At 74.2% G+C, this 16,078-nt stretch carries 5 protein-coding genes; 1 reads left to right on the top strand and 4 read right to left on the bottom strand.

Going from position 1 to position 16,078, the window contains the following annotated elements; translation table 11 throughout:
* Positions 1 to 18 precede the first annotated feature (18 nt).
* Complete coding sequence (locus tag ACZ7OH_RS24780) at positions 19 to 1,479, top strand: serine hydrolase (protein WP_470282927.1); 1,461 nt, start codon at positions 19 to 21, stop codon at positions 1,477 to 1,479.
* Here ACZ7OH_RS24780 and ACZ7OH_RS24775 read toward each other — a convergent pair.
* The 4 genes from ACZ7OH_RS24775 to ACZ7OH_RS24760 are packed head-to-tail and all read right to left on the bottom strand — an operon-like array spanning position 1,461 to position 15,801.
* Complete coding sequence (locus ACZ7OH_RS24775; RefSeq protein WP_470282926.1) at positions 1,461 to 2,681, bottom strand: cytochrome P450 family protein; 1,221 nt, start codon at positions 2,679 to 2,681, stop codon at positions 1,461 to 1,463. The genes ACZ7OH_RS24780 and ACZ7OH_RS24775 overlap by 19 nt on opposite strands.
* Before the next feature lie 10 nt (positions 2,682 to 2,691).
* On the bottom strand, positions 2,692 to 3,564 hold the full coding sequence (locus ACZ7OH_RS24770) for a TauD/TfdA dioxygenase family protein (RefSeq protein WP_470282925.1): 873 nt from the start codon (positions 3,562 to 3,564) through the stop codon (positions 2,692 to 2,694).
* Positions 3,565 to 3,586: 22 nt separating this feature from the next.
* Entirely contained in the window at positions 3,587 to 11,998 is an 8,412-nt protein-coding gene (locus ACZ7OH_RS24765) for an AMP-binding protein (protein WP_470282924.1), read from the bottom strand.
* Positions 11,995 to 15,801 (bottom strand): non-ribosomal peptide synthetase, encoded by a 3,807-nt coding sequence (locus tag ACZ7OH_RS24760; protein WP_470282923.1) that lies wholly within the window; start codon positions 15,799 to 15,801, stop codon positions 11,995 to 11,997. Before ACZ7OH_RS24760 ends, ACZ7OH_RS24765 begins: the two co-directional genes overlap by 4 nt.
* Between the last annotated feature and the right edge of the window lie 277 nt (positions 15,802 to 16,078).

Below are 16,078 nucleotides of genomic sequence, written 5' to 3'. Positions count from 1 at the left end.
ACGCAAGTGAGGAGGAGCATGCTCGACGACGTGATGGGGGCGCTCGACGCCGTCCTGCCCCGGCTGGCCGCGGTCACCGGCACCCCCGGCGTCGCCGTCGCGGTGGCGACGAGCGACGAGCTGCGCACGGCCGCGACCGGGTTCGCGGACCTGGCCGCGGGCACGCCGATGACCGCCGGCACCCCCGCACCGGCGGGTTCGCTCACCAAACCCGTCACCGGCTTGGCCTTCATGCAGCTGGCCGAGGCGGGCGCGGTCGGCCTCGACACGCCGGTCGACGACGTGCTGCCCGCGGGACTGCGCGGCCGGGACGCGCCGCCCGTCACCACCGCCATGCTGGCCTCCCACCAGGGCGGCTACTACAGCGACATCGTCACGGCCACGGCGTGCACGGCGCCGGCCGAGCCGATCCTCGGCTACGTCCGGCGCCGGCACGAGATCGGGCGCGCGGTGGAGTACGGCGGGGCACTGCCGCTGCTGACGGCGCCGGGGAAGTACTCCTACTCGAGCTTCGGCGTCGGCGTGCTGGGTGGCGTGGTCGAGCACCTGACCGGCGAACCGTACGGCGCCCGCGTCGGGCGGCAGGTGTTCGCCGCCACCGGGATGCCGGCGTCGAGCATCGACGACGGCACCGGCCCCACCGGCGGTGCCACCGGGTACCTGGCGTTCGGCGACTGGTGCCTGCCGAGCCCGCCCCTGCGCACCTCGGCGTACCCGGGCGTCGGGATGTACACCAGCGCCGCGGACTTCGCGCGGCTGCTGCAATCCCTGCTGCGCACCGCCCGCGGCGACCGCGGCCTGGTCGGGCCGGACTCGCTCGCGGCGATGGTGGCCCCGCGGGTGGCCCGCCCGAGCCCGCACGGCGTCCGCTCGTTCTCCGGCCTGACGCTCGAACTCGCCGACCCGGACCTGGGCGACGACTGGTGGTGGGGGCACACGGCGGCGTTCCCGTGGGGGTTCTGGTGGGAGGCGCGGGTCTGGCCGCACCGCGACCTGGCCGCGGTCGCCGTCGGCAACCGGTGGGACATGGCCCGGTTCCACAACCCGGCCACCCGCAGCGCGCCGGGGCTGGCCGTCGAGTGGGCCGGCCGCTGGGCGGTTTCCGGTGCCCCGCAGGAGTTCTCGGACCTGGACGCGCGTCCCCGGTGGACCGGGCCCCGGCCCACCCCGGAAAGCTCGCGCTGGATGGGAGTCCTGGTGGGGGAGCGCACGCACGGCCTGCTCGGCGTGCCGGAAGCGGTGCCGGCCCAGGCGATGACCGACGGCGCGCGTTCCCTCGGCGGCGCCGACACCGGCGGGTGGGACCCGGAGGCGTTCGCGAGCGGGATCGCGGAGGCGCGGGCGCTCGCGCCGGACCCGGAAGCGCTCGGGAAACTGGGGCAGAGCCTGGGACTCGGCGCGGCGCTGTGGATGCTGGAGTGCGGCGCGTCGAGCGCGGACCTGACGATGCCGGTCGGCTTCTACGCCGGCACCTCGTGAAGCCGCACCTCCAGCGCGACCCGGTGCCGGCCGCGGGGCAGCGGCACCCACGCCGGGTCGCCCACCGGCGTCACCTGCGGAAAGCGGTCGAACAAGCTCCGCAGCGCGACCTCGGCCTCCACCTTCGCCAAGGCGACGCCGAGGCAGAAGTGCGGCCCCCAGCCGAAGCCGACGCTGCCCTCGCGGCCGCCGTGCTCGGCTTGCCAGCGCACGTCGGCCGCGTGCGGGTGGGCGAACCGCGCCGGGTCGCGGTTGGCCGCGCCGAGCACCGCCTGCACCGCGTCGCCCGCGCTGATCCGGACCCCGCCCACCTCCAGATCGGTTGCGGCGTACCGCAACCGGGCCAGCTGGACCGGGCCGTCGGTGCGGACGAGCTCGCGCACCGCGGCCGGCCACAGCCCCGGCTCCGTGCGCAGCAGCTCCCGCTGGGCGGGGTCGCGCATCAACGCGAGCGCCGCGTTGGACAGCATGTGCGCCATCGTCTCGTGCCCGGCGAGCACCAGGAACACCACGAGCGCCACGATGTCGACGTCGGTCAGGTCGTCCTGGGCGACGACCTCGCTGAGCAGGTCGTCGCGCGGCTCGGCCCGGCGCCGGTCGACCAAGGCGTGGCAGTAGGCGAACATCTCGCCGAGCGTCGGCGTGATCCGCGCCGGGTCGCCGTCGACCAGCACCTTGCCCCAGCGCCACCAGTCCGCCCAGTCCGTCTCGGGGACGCCGACCAGTTCGCAGACCACGGCCATGGCCAGGGGGTACGCGTACTCGTCGAGCAGGTTCGCCGTCTCGCCCAGGCCGTCGAGCAGCTCGTCGACGATCTGCTGCACCCGTGGGCGCAGTGTGGCGACCCGCGCCGCGCTGAACGCGTGGCTGATGCTGCGCCGCAGCCGCGTGTGCTCGGCGCCGTCGAGGCTGAGCAGGCTCGCCCGGAGGTACGGCAGGTGCTCCGGGGGCGTGCCCAGCGCGAGGAACGCCTCCTCCTGCGTCTGCGCGCCCTGCCCCGGCAAGCCGGTGGGGTCGTTGCGCACGGCCGGATCCGACAGCACCGCGCGGACGGCGTCGCTGCCGGTGACCAGCCAGCCTTCCCCGCCGTTCGGCAGCCGGGCCCAGCACACCGGGGACTCGGCGAGCACGCGGTCGTACCCGCCCATCGGGTCGTCGAGGACGGCCGGATCGCGGACGTCCACCACGGGTTCGGACGACATGGGACTCCTGTCAGCCTTTGAGCGGGCCGCCGTTGATGGCGACGCGGTGTCCGAAGCGGGTGTGGGGGTAGTAGTCGTAGGTCGCGTGGTGCTGGACGCAGCGGTTGTCCCAGAACACCAGGGTGTTCGGCTCCCAGCGCACCCGGCACGCGAGCATCGGCCGGTTCGGCACGACCGAGAACAGCAGGTCGAGCACCGCCTGGCTCTCGTCGGCCGACAGCTGCGGGATGCGCGAGGTGTAGGCCGGGTTGACGTACAGCAGCGGCCGGTCGGTCTCCGGGTGCCGCACGACGACCGGGTGCTCGCTCACGGGGGGCTCGTAGCCTTCGGGGATCTTGTGGCCGCGGAAGGCGTGCGCGCCGTCGTGGATCGCGGTCAGCCCGGTCAGGAGCTCCTTCAGCTTGGGCGAAAGCATGTCGTACGCGAGGTGCATGTTCGCGAAGAGCGTGTCGCCGCCGCTGCCCGGCGCCGGCATCTCCGTGATGTGCAGCATCGAACCGAGCGACGGCTCCTCGTCGGCGGTGCCGTCGGCGTGCCAGCCGTTACCGAACACGGTGGCCGCCTCCGGGGCGGTCGCGACCTCGAGGATGTAGGGATTCCCGTGCTCGGGCGGCGGGTTGACCGGACGCAGCTCGCCGAAGTTCGCGGCCAGGCGCTGGTGGTCGTCCGGCGTGATGTCCTGGTCGCGGAACACCAGCACGTGGTGGTCCAGGAACGCCGTCTTCAGCTCGGTGAGCTGCTCGTCGGTCAGCTCCCGCGTCAGGTCGAGGCCGGTGACCTCGGCGCCGATCACCGGCGTCAGGCCCCGCACCGCCAGGGTCCGGTAGTCGCGCGCCGGCCGCGTCGTGATCCGCTTGACGGCGTCGAGTTCGTACTGCTCCATGGTTTCCTTTCCTCCGTGGGTCTCACAGTCCGAGGGCCGCGGCCACCGCGGTGACGTGCGGGGCGCGCACGATGCCGTAGTGGGTGGCGGGCAGTTCGTGCCAGTGGCTCGGTTCGGGCAGCAGGGTTCGCCAGCCGCCGCGGCCGGCCACCGGCAGGCCGGGTTCGGGTTCGGTGGCGAGCCAGACGTGGCTGGGGGTCGCGGTCAGGCGGGGCAGGGTGTGCCCGGCCATGCTCCGCAGGTTGGCCCGGCACGCGCGGGCGAGCTTCTGCGCGTGCTCGCCGGCGGTGCCGCCGGAGGCGCCCAGCTCGCGCTCGAAGACCGTCTCCAGTTGTGCGTCGTCGTAGTCGGCGGCGCTCGCGCCGGGCGGGGGCGGGTCGATGAGGTGCAGCGCCCGCACCGGCTGCCCGGCCGCCTCGGCTTCGGCGGCCATGCCGGCCGCGACCCAGGCGCCGAACGACCACCCGGCCAGCTGCTTTTCCTTGCCGGGGAACCGCTTCTCCAACGCCGCGAGGTAGCGACGGGCTCGGTCCGTTATGGACCACCCCGGCGGTTCCGGGCGGCTCAGCGCGGGGTCGGCGATCACGCAGACGCCGAGTTCGGGCGGCAGGGCTTCGACGAGCGGGCGGTAGGCGTGGACGTCCCCGCCGACCGGGTGCACGAGACAGACGACTTCCCGGGTCGTCCCTTCGCGCCAGACCTGCACTTCGACGTCGCCGGGGCCGGCGGCTTCGGAAAGCTTGGCCAGCAACGCGGTCATCGTCACCTCCGGGCCGAGCCAGGCGAGGTCGAGGTCGACGCCGTAGAGCCGTTTCACCGAGTCGACGACGTCCAGCAAGGTGAGGGAGTCGGCGCCGAGGTCGTAAAGCGGCACGTCCGGGTCGAGTTCGGCGACGCCCAGGAGCGCGCGGACTTCCTCGGTCAGGTCCGCTTCGGCCGGTTTCGCCACCGGCGGGGCTTCGCGTTCGTGGAACGTCCTGGCGGCGTCGAGGCCGGTCGTCGCGACCAGGAGCTGGGGGAGGCCCGTCGCCAGGGCGCGGGCGAAGGTGCGGCGGCCCTCGTCGTCGCTCAGGCCGACGCTCAGGTGGGCCTGGTGCCGGGCGTCGGTTTCCAGGGCCGTGACGGCCATGCCGCTGTCGCGCCAGACGTCCCAGCCGAGCGAGAGCCGGGCGGTCGGCCCGGCGCGGTGCGCGAGGGCGTCGAGGAACCCGTTGGCGGCGGCGTAGTCGAGCTGCCCGGTGCCGCCGAAGTGCGCCGACAGCGACGAGCAGTAAACGACGAACGCGGGCTGGTCGCGTTCGATGAGCCGCTCGGTGAGGAGGGCACCGGCGAGCTTGACGGACTGGGTGCCTTCGCCGCGGGTGGCGATCAGACCGCCGTCGGGGGTTCCGGCCGCGTGGACTATCCCGGTCAGCGGTGCGGTGATCTCGTCGGCGGTGACTTCCGCGAGGTCGGCGGCGAGCAGGTCGACGCGGTCCGCCCACGGTTCGAGGGCTTCGGGCAGGTGGGGGTGGCGCGCGAGCAGGATGACGCGGCCGGCGGTGTGGGTGAGCAGCTCTTCGGCGACGGCGGTGCCGATGCCGCCCGTGCCGCCGAGGACCAGGTACGTCCCGTCCGCCGGGGTTCCCGGCTCTCCGGTGGCGACGGGTGTCGTGCCTTGCGTCCACCAGAAACCGGCCCGCACCGCGACGCGCTCGGGTGGCGGCGGGCCGGTGAGCAGGTCGGCCGTCGCGTCGAGATCGGGGCTTTCGAGGTCGACCCAGTGGCCGGGCACGCCGGATTCCTGGGGACCGACGGCGGTGATCCCGGCGAGGAGCCCGGCCTCGGGGCGCGTGACGGCGGTGTTCGCGGGCGCGGCACCGGCGGAGACCCACCAAGTCCGGAGTGGACGGTCGTGGGCGGCCCGCAGGAGGGCGGCGGGGGTGTCGAGGCAGGCCCATTGCGCGTGGTTCAGGGACTCTTCGCCGACGGGTCCGGTGATGCCCAGGGGAAGGGTGTGGAGCCAGTCGATTCCGGTGTCCGGCAGGGTGTCGAGGATCTGGCGCAGGTGCGTGGTGTCGGCGGGGTCGGCTTCGAAGGCGTCGGGGCCGAGGCGGGCGAAGTGGTCTGCGGCGTGGACCCGGACGACGCGGGAGTAGGCGGCGTCGAGCGCCGGGGCGGTGAGCGGGCCTTCGCCGGAAATGACGAGGGTGCGGTCGGTCTTGGCGGCTGTGGCCGCCCGCCTCAGGCGGATCCAGGTGGGCTGGTGCAGCCACTCGCCTTCGGGCAGCCGCGCGACGGCGGACTTCCGGGGGAAGTCGAAGTCCCGGGAGTGGAAGGCAGGAGGCGGGAAGTCCCAGGGCGCGGGGGCGGGAGGCTGTCCCCAGTCGACGGAAGCGCCGGCCAGCCAAGCGGCCGCCAGTTCGGCGGCGGAGAGTCCGGAGCTTTCCTGTGAACGCTCGGCAGTCTCCTGGGGCTCGGCGGTGCGGAGCCACTCCACTGCCGCCGCCGCGTCCTCGCAAGCCGCCGCCAGGCGCCAACGAGCCTCCGGCCTGCCCGACTGCAGGTGCCGGAGAACGTCCACATAGGAATCCAGGTGGGCCGACAGGTACGAAGCCACCCGGTCCGCTTCCCGGCGCAACGCGGCCGCGCTGCGGGCCGAAAGCACCAGGCACCGCACCGGCTCCGGGCGCGACGGGGGCACCGGGCGGACCGACTCCAGCACCACGTGCGCGTTCGTCCCGCCGATGCCGAAGCTGCTCACCCCGGCCACCCGCGGTCCGGCCGGCCACGGCTCCGCCCGCGTCGGCACCCGGAACGGCCCCCACTCCACGGCCGGGTTCGGGGCGCGGAAGTCCACCGTCGGCGGGAGGACGCCGTGGTGCACCGCCAGCGAAGCGCGGATCAGCCCCACCACGCCCGCCGCCGCGCCGAGGTGGCCGAGCTGGCTCTTCACCGACGACAACGCGCAGCCCGCCGACTCCGGCATCGCCTCGCGCAGGGCCGCCACCTCGATCGGGTCGCCGAGGCGGGTGCCTGTTCCGTGCGTCTCCACGTACCCGACGTCCGCACCCGTGCGTCCGGCCCGGCGCAGCGCCGCCCGGATGGCCGCGCGCTGCCCGGCGGGGGAAGGTGCGCTGTAGCCCTGCTTCACCGCGCCGTCGTTGGTCAGCGCCGAGCCCGTGACGACCGAGTACACCGTGTCGCCGTCCCGGCGAGCCGCCGAAAGCGGCTTCAGCACCACCACGCCGACGCCGCTGCCGCCCACCGTGCCGCCGGCGTCGTCGCTGAACGGCCGGCAGTGCCCGTCCGCCGAAAAGATGTGCTGCGGCCGGTACCGGTACCCCTCGGCCAGGGTGACGTCGACGAGCACCCCGCCCGCCAGCATCACCTCCGCCTCGCCGCCGCGCAGCATCCCGGCGGCCTGGTGGACGGCGACCAGCGAGCTCGAGCACGCTGTCTGGGTCGTCAGCGCGGGCCCGGTCAGGTCGAGGTGGTACGCCACCTTCGTCGCCAGGAAGTCCTTCTCGTGGTGCAGGGCCAGCTGGAACCCGTCCGGCAGCGCGGTCGGGTCGCCTTCGCGCAGCATCTGCTGGAAGTACGTGTTCTCGCCGCAGCCCGCGATCAGCCCGACGCCGGCCCCCGAAGTGATCCCGGCGTGCGCCAGCGCCTCCACGCACGCCATCAGCAGCTGCCGCTGCTGCGGGTCCATCAGGCCTGCGTCGCGGTGGCTGATCCCGAAGTGCTCCGGGTCGAACGCCAAGGGATCGTCCAGGAGGCTGCGCGCACCGACCAGACCCTCGGCCGCCGGGAACTCCTCGATACCCCGACGACCCGAAACGACCAGGTCCCAGAACGCCGCCAGGTCCCGCGCGCCGGGCAGCCGCACCGCCATGCCGACGACCGCCACCGGCTCGTCGGCGACAGCGGCGGCGGAAGCCCGGGCCGGGGCCGGGCCGCTCTCCAGGTGCCGCGTCAGGTCCCGGAGGGTGACGTGCTCGAAGAGGTCGGCCGCGGTGAACCGGTAGCCGGCTTCCGCGCACCGCAGGTGGAACCGCATCAGCGAGAGCGAGCTGGCGCCGGCGGCGAAGAACGTCTCGTCCGGACCGATCGGCGCGCCGGTCACCTCCTCGAACAGCGCGGCCAGTTCGCTCGACGGACGCGGAGCCGTCCGCTGGAGGTCCGTCCCCGCGGTGCGGGAGGCGGCGTCCCGGTCGAGCTTCCCGCTCGGCGTGCGCGGCAGGGCGTCGACGACGCGGAAGCGGTCGACCCGCGCGTGCGGCGGCAGCAGCGGCACCAGGAAATCCGCCAGTTCCGCGGCCGACGGCGTCCGGCGGCACTCCAGGAACGCGGTCAGCCGGTCGTCTTCGGCCGCGACGACGGCGTTGACGACATCCGCGTGCCGCAGCAGCGCGGCTTCGACCTGCCCGAGCTCGAGCCGGTGCCCGCTGAGCTTGACCTGCCGGTCGGCGCGGCCGTCGAAGTGCAGCACCCCGGCGCGGTCGAAGTGCGCGAGGTCGCCGCTGCGGTAGTACAGCTCCGGCAGCTCGGCGAACTTCTCCGGCGCTGCTTCGCCGAGGTAGCAGCGGTTCGCCGCGAGGCCGCCGATGAGCAGCTCGCCCACCTGTCCCGGCGGCAGCGGCGCGCCCGCGGCGTCGGCGACCCGCAGGACCGCGTTCGCCACCGGGTGGCCGATCGCGGGCCGGTCGGGCCAGCGCGCGGGATCGCCGTCGAGGGTCAGCGCGCTGACGACGTGGGTCTCGGTCGGCCCGTAGTGGTTGTGCAGGCGCGCGCCGGGCAGCCCGGCGAACCAGCGGCGGATCGCCGGCGTGCACACCAGCTGCTCGCCGGCGGTGACGACGTCCCGCAGCCGCGCCGGGTACCGCCCGAGCCGGACGCCGTGCTCGGCCAGCAGCTGCAAAGCCACGTATGGCAGGAAGATCCGCTCGATCCCGGCCGTTTCGAGCTGCGCCAGCAGCGCCGGGACGTCGTGCCGCCACTCCGGGCGGATCAGGTGCAGCCGGCCGCCGCCGCACAGCGTCGTGAAGATCTCCTGGAACGACACGTCGAACGACAGCATCGAGAACTGCTGGGTCGCCGCGGGCGGCGCGTCCTGCCACTGCAGCAGGTTGGCCAGGGTGCGGTCCGGGACGCGCACGCCCTTCGGCACGCCGGTCGAGCCCGAGGTGAACAGCGTGTAGAGCGGCCGTCCGGCGTGCCGGGCCGGGACGTCCGGCACCGGCCCCTCGGTGAGCGTCACGAACCGCTGCTCGACGTCGGTCTCGAACGCTTCCCCCGGCGCGAGCAGGACGCACCGCGGCCGGACCCGGTCGAGCATGCCGCGCAGCAGCTCCGGCGGGTACGCGGGGTCCAGGGCCACGGCGGTGATGTTCAGCCGGGCCAGGGCGAGGAGCGCGACGACGTGCTCGGCCGACGGCCGGAAGTACAGCGCGATGTCGCTCGCGTCGGCGGGCAGGGTGGCCGCGAGCCGGGCCGCGTGCGCGTCCAGTTCGGCGTAGGTCAGCGTCGTGTCGCCGGTCAGCGCCGGGGCGTCGGGCGTCCGCGCGACCTGCCGCGCGAAGCCTTCGGCCACGGTTTCCCACGTCAGTTCGGCGGCGGCACCACGGCCGTGGTCGCGACGGTCCGGAGTCCGGGCGTCGCCGTGCAGGGCGCGGTCGAAGACTTCGCCGAGGGCCGTCGCCTCGGCTGCGGTGAAGTGGCCTTCGCCGTACTCCCACAGGCAGTCGAAGCCGTCGGGGCGTTCCACGACCGACAGCGTGAGCGCGCACTTGGCCTCGGCCGCTTCGATCCACTGTGGACTGACCGCGCAGCCGGGGAGCCGCAGCGCCGCGAAGTCGGTGTTCTCCAGGACGAACAGGTAGTCGAAGGCCGCGTACTCCGGATCGAGGTCGGCGAAAGCGATGTCCTGGCCGTCCAAGGCCGCACCGGACGCTTCGCCGAGCCGGCGGAGCTGGGTGTCCAGGTCTTCGTCCGGGGCGACGGTCAGCGGCAGCCGGACGGTGTTGGCGAACATCCCGACGCTGTCTTCGAACTCCCGCACCGGCCGGTTCGCGACCGGGGCGGCGATCCGAGGCCGGGTCCGCCCGGTCACCGCGTAGAGACTCCAGGCGAACACGCCGAGCAGGAGCTGAAACCGCGTCAGGCCCAGCTCGGCGGCCCACTCGTCGACGCGTTCGCGGTCGATGCGAGTCGTGTGCAGCCGGCCGGCCAGCGAGGCTTCGGCGAGGGGTTCGGCGTCGTCGGACCGCTCGGTCAGCTGGGCGCGGTAGCCGGGGGAGGCGAACCAGCGGGACTGCCAGGCGGCGAAGTCGAGTGGCGTGTGCGCGTCCCGCGGCGCGGCGCCGGACAGCTCCCGGAACAGGATGTTGAGCGACCAGCCGTCGACCGCGATGTGGTGCAGGCACAGCAGGAACGTGCCGTCGGGACGCCAGGCCGCGCGCAGCAGCCGGCCCGAGGCGAGGTCGAAGGGCGCGGTGAAGAAGTCCTCGCCGGGCTCGGTCCACGGGTCGTACGCCGGTTTCGCCACCTGACGCAGGCCGTCGGGGGTGGCCTCGAACGCCGTCCGCAGCGCGGGGTGCCGCTCCACGAGCGCCCGCACGTCCCGGCGCAGAGCGTCGACGTCGGGAGCGCCGGTGATCCGGAACGCGAGCGGCACGTGGTACGCCGTGGAGGCGGGATTTCGTTGCTGCACCAGCCAAAGCCGCTGCTGTTCACTCGTGGCGGGTGCGGCGGCCGCGGTGGTCGGGGCGCCCGCCTCCGGGTAGGCCGCGCGTCCCGCCCCCGAGATCGCCGCGGCGAGATCGGCGAAAGTACCGCGTTGCACGACCGACGGCGGCAGGTCCGCGCCCCAGCGTTCCCGGATCGCGAACCGCAGCCGCAGCGCCTTGAGCGAGTCGCCCCCGGACCGCAGCCACCGGTCGCCGGGACGCAGGTCCGGGACGTCGAGGGTCTCCGCGACGACGGCCAGGACTTCGCGCTCCCACGGGGTCGCGTCGCCGCCGGTGTCCGGCCGCCAGGACGAGAAGCCGCCGGCCAGCAGCGCGGCTTCGTCGACCTTCCCGTTCGCGTTCCGCGGCAGCTCGCCGAGGCGGAACACGTGGTGCGGCCGCATGTACGCCGGCACGGTCTCGGCCTGGTGCGCTTCGAACGCCTCGAAGGACAGGTCGCCGGCCACGACGAAGGCGAGCAGCTCGGCGGTGGCCGCGCGGCGCACGGCGACGTGGACCTGCCGGACCTCCGGGTGCGCGAGGAGCCGCTGCTCCAGCTCGCCCGGCTCGATCCGGAACCCGCGGACCTTGACCTGCCGGTCGGTCCGGCCGACGTAGGCGTACCGGCCGCCCGGGAGCACGCGGACCAGGTCGCCCGTGCGGTAGAAGCGCGCGCGGCCCTCGTCCAGCCACGGCAGCCGGACGAACCGCCGCCCGGTCTCCGCGGGCAGGCCGCGGTAGCCGAGCGCGACACCGGCGCCCGAGATGTACAGCTCGGCGACTTCGCCTTCCACGGCCACGCGTTCGTCCGCCGTCACCGCGACCGCGCCGGTGCCCGGCAGCGGACGGCCGATCGGCACGACGTCGCCGTCGAAGCCGCGCGGGATGGCGTAGCTGAGCGCGAAGGTCGTCGTCTCGGTCGGGCCGTAGCCGTTCTGCAGCCGCGTCGGCGAATCCGGGTTGGCCCGGTACCAGCGGCGGATCAGCGGGGCGTTGAGCTGTTCGCCGCCGATGACGACCCGGCGCACGGTCGCGAAGCTGCCCGGCACGGTCTCGGCGACCGCGTTGAACAGCGTCGCGGTGACGAACATCGTGTCGATGCGTTCCCGGACCAGGGCATCGGCGAACGCCTGGGGGTCGCGGACGGTGTCGTCGTCGAGGATCACGCAGGTGCCGCCGGTGAGCAGCGGCACCCACACCTCGAAGCTGAGCGCGTCGAACGCGGGGTTGGCCAGGCAGGCGAACCGCGTGCCGATGTCGAGCCAGCCGGGTTCGGCCAGCCGCAGGATCCCGGCGTCGCGCACCTCGACGCCCTTGGGCCGCCCGGTCGTGCCGGAGGTCGAGAAGAGGAACGACGCCGGCGCGGGCTCGGCGGGCACCCCTGCCTCGGCCGGAGTCAAGCCGGGCAGCTCGTCGCAGACGACGACCGCGCCGGCGTCGGCGAGGATGACGTCGCGGCGCGCGGGCGGGCTTTGCCGATCCAGCGGCACGACCTGAGCGCCCAAGCGCAGCACGCCCAGCATCACGAGGACGAGTTCCGCCGAACGCGGTAGGTCGACGGCGACCGCGTCACCCGGGCCGACTCCCTTGCGCACCAACGATTCCGCGACCGCCGCGGCACCGGAGTTCAGCTCGGCGTAGGTGAGCCGGCGGTCTCCGTCGGACACGGCGAGGGCGTCCGGGTGCCGCAGCGCGCGATCGTGGATGCGGCGCGCGATCGAGGTCATCGCGCCGCCAGCTCGGCCGAGATCAGCTTGGCGACCAGCGGCAGCGCGTCGCTTTCGAGCATGTCCCAGTGCCCGCAGTCCGCGGGGACCACCTCGAATTCGCCGCGGGCACGGCGGCGCCAGAACTCGGCGCTGCCGGGGATGGTGTCTTCGCCGACGGCCTGCACGAACACCACTCGCGCCGCGGTCTCGCCGGGGTCGTACTCGCGCGCGGTCAGCCGGTTGTGGTTGTACGTGCGGTGGTAACGCTCGATCTGCGCGTCCTCGATCCCGGGGTACATCCCGTTGAAGCGGACCAGTTTCTCGCGGAACTCGGCCGCGGGCACCGGTTCGATCGCCGCCTTCGCGGCGGGGTCGTCGGTGGCGTTCGTGTCGAGCAGGACGACGCTGGCGCGCTCGGCGAGCCGGCGTCCCATCTCGTAGGCGACCAGCCCGCCGTAGGAAAGTCCACAAAGGACCAGGGTTTCCCCCGGCTGCGGGTCGACGAGCCGCAGGTACTCCTCGGCCATCGCCTCGACGCTGGGCAGCGGCTCCTCACCGGCGTTGAGCCCGGGGGACTGGATCCCGAGCACCCCGGCCTCCTCGGGCAGGGCGGCGCTGAGCGGCAGGTAGCAGAACGCCGTGCCACCCGCCGGGTGCACGCAGACGACGCGGGCCGCGCCGTCGCCGCGGCGGAACTCGATCAGGCTGCCGGTCTCCGGTGGGCGGTCCGCGCGCAGCAGGGCGGCCTGCGCCTCGATGGTGGGGTGCAGGATGACGTCCCGGATCGGCAGCTCGCGGCCGAACTCCGCGCCGATGGCGTGGGCCAGCTTGATCGCCGAGATCGACGTCCCGCCGACGTCGAAGAAGCCGTCCGAGACACCGATCGCGGGGTGCAACAACAGGTCCCGCCAGATCTTCAGCAGCGCGAGCTCGACGTGGTCGCGCGGGGCGGCGGTGTTGACCGCGGCGGGCGCGCTCGTCCGAGCGCGCGCCAGCACGGCGTCGCGGTCGAGCTTGCCGCTGCGGCTCAGGGGCAGCCGCTCGAACTCGGCGAACACCGACGGGATCATGTAGTCCGGCAGCCGGTCGGCCAGCGCCGCGCGCCACTCGTGCGGGGTCCGGCCGCCGCCACCCGCGACACCGGCGACGAGCCGCGGCTCGCCTTCGCGATCGACCAGCACGGCGGCTTCCTTCACCCCGGGAACGGCCAGCAGCGCGGCCGTCACCTCGGCGGGCTCGATGCGGAACCCGCGCAGCTTGATCTGGTCGTCGCGGCGGCCCGCGTATTCGGCTTCCCCGCCGGGCAGCCACCGAGCCAGGTCTCCCGTGCGGTACATGCGTTCGCCGGGCACGAACGGGTCCGCAACGAACCGTTCGGCGGTCAGCCCCGGCCGGTGCAGGTACCCGCGGGCCAGGCAGTCGCCGGCCAGGAAGACCTCGCCCGCCACACCCGGCGGCACCGGGCGCAGCCGCTCGTCCAGGAGGTACAGCCGCGATCCGGGCAGCGGCCGCCCGATCGGCGCCGGCCGGTCCCGCGGCTGCGGGTCGAAGTGCGCGGTGGCGTAGAGCGTGGCTTCGGTCGGTCCGTAGCCGAAGCAGATCCGCAGGCCGGGCAGGGCGGCGGCGAACCGGGCGAGCGCGGCCTCCGGCAGCGGTTCGACGCCGGTCAGCAGCTGCCGCAACGCGAGCCCCTGGAGGCGCGCGGGGTCTTCGTCGACCCACCGGACGTAGGCGGGCGGCAGGAACGCCTGGACGACGCGGTGCTCCCGCAGCCACGCCATCAGCGCCGCCGGATCCGGCCGGACGTCTTCGGGCACGACGTGCAGCACCGCGCCGGTCGTGAGGGGCAGCAGCAGTTCGTGCACCGACGCGTCGAAGCCGATGCTCGACCACGCCGAGGTCGCCTCGCCGGGGGTCGCGCCGAAGCGGTCGAGCCACTGGTCGAACAGGGCGAGGACGCTGTGGTGGGTGACGGCGACCCCCTTCGGGCGCCCGGTCGACCCCGACGTGTAGATCACGTAGGCCGTGTCCGCGCGCTCGGCCGGGACCGGTCGGCGGGTCTCGTCGCCGTCGGCTTCCAGCGCCGTGACGTCGTCGTCGAGAACCAGCACCGGCCGGGCGTCCTCGACCATCGCGGCCCGGCGCGCGGCCGGCTGGGCCGGGTCGAGCGGGAGGTAGGCGGCGCCGGTCTTCAGCACGCCGAGCACGGCGACCACCAGCTCGGCCGACCGTCCACTGAGGACGGCCACGACCTGGCCCCGGCCGGCCCCGCGGGTCCGGAGAGCGTTCGCCAGCTTCGTGCTGCGGCGGTCCAGCTCGCCGTAGGTGAGGGTCTGGTCGTCGCAGACGAGCGCGGGGGCGTCCGGCGTGGTGTCGGCGTGGGTGGTGAACCGCTCGACCAGGCCACCGGGGCGCCGGCGCGGGGCCGGCCCGGTGCTCCAGGCGGTGAGGATCTCCCGGCGTTCGGCGTCGTCCAGCAGCTCGTAGCTCGCGATTCCCGCCTCGGGCCGCGTCGCCAACTGGTCCAGCAGCCGGACGAGGTAGCGGGCGTACCGCTCGGCGGTGGCGTGGTCGAAGAGCGCGACGGCGTAGTCGAGGTGCCCGGCGACGTCGCCGGGCACCTCGGCGAGGCCGAGCGCGAGGTCGAACTTCGCGGGCGCGTGCTCGACGTCGAGGGACTCGACGGTGACGCCCGGCAGCTCGAGGACGTCGTGCATGGTCGGCACCCAGGCGAACATCGTCTGGAACAGCGGGGTGTGCGCCGGGCTGCGCGGCGGGTTCACCAGCTCGACGACCCGCTCGAACGGCAGCTCGACGTGGTCGATCGCGCCCCGCAGGGCCGCGCGGACGTGCTTGAGCAGCGTGGCACCGGTGGGGGACCCGGTCAGGTCGGCGCGCACGGCCAGGGTGTTGACGAAGAAGCCGAGCGTGTCCGGGTACTCGCCGCCGGCGCCGCGGTTGGCGGTCGGGACGCCGACAACGATGTCAGCTTGCGCGGAAAGCCGGTGCAAGAGGATGAACCAGCAGGTCAGAATGGTGGAGTAGAGGGTGACGCCGTGCTCGCGTGCGACCGCCCTCAGCCGCGCGGTGAGGTCGGGCCCGAGGGAGATCGGCACCCGCGCGCCGCGGTAGTCCTGCCGGGCCGGCCGCGGCCGGTCGGCGGGCAGGTCGAGCACGGGCGGCACCCCGTCGAGCTGCTCGCGCCAGTACGCTTCGTGCGGCGCCGGGCCGGAGCCGGCCAGCCAGTCCTGCTGCGCGTTCGAGTGCTCCCGGTAGGGCCGCGCGGGCGGCAGCTCCGGCGCGGTACCGCTCAATTGAGCGGCGTAGAGAACACCGAGCTCGCGCAGCAGCAAGGTGCGCGACCACCCGTCGAAGACGACGTGGTGGACGGTGATCAGCAGGACGTGGAACTGTCGGTGGTCCCCGGTAGCGTGGCTGTCGGGGGGCGGCGCCCCAGCCCCGGCCAGCAGCCGGGCCCGAGCCAACGGCGCGCGCGTCAGGTCGAACGGCGCGAAGGGGTCGGTCCGCCGCAGTTCGGCTGCCTCGTCGGGCCGCCCGGCGACGTCCGTGACGGGGCAAGGAAAGCCGTGACCGGCGGGTTCGACGATTTGCACCGGCCTGCCGTCCTCGACGAGGATCCGGGTCCGCAGGCTTTCGTGCCGGTCGGCGAGGGCGTCGAAGGCCCGTTGCAGAGCTTCGCGGTCCAGGGGGCCGCGCAGGGCGAAGGCCATGGTCTCGTTGTAGGCCGGCCCGGCCCCGTCCAGCTGGGAGACGGTCCAAAGGCGCTGCTGGCCGGACGACAGCGGGGCGGACACTCGCATCGAGGACGGCCTTTCCGGGCGGGGCGGGCGAACCGGTACGGCATCGTGCCGTCGCGCCGAGGTCGGGTCGGGGAACGCTCTCTGTCTGCCCGGACAGTTAACACCACACCATCGGGTGATGACGAGGGGTGACCGAAGTTTGCCCGGAAGTCTCTTTTGCTGCGTCCCGGCCGGGCGGGGCCCGCGGCCGAGGCCGCGCACCGACCCCGCGGTTCGTTCGCGAGCCGGCCGAGCCGCGCGCGACGCCGCCCGAGCAGTCCACAATGGACACGATGCC

The sequence above is a fragment of the Amycolatopsis sp. NPDC114478 genome, from assembly GCF_055633805.1.
The sequence above is the reverse complement of the archived record's forward strand: the minus strand, read 5'-3'. Positions and strand labels throughout refer to the sequence as shown.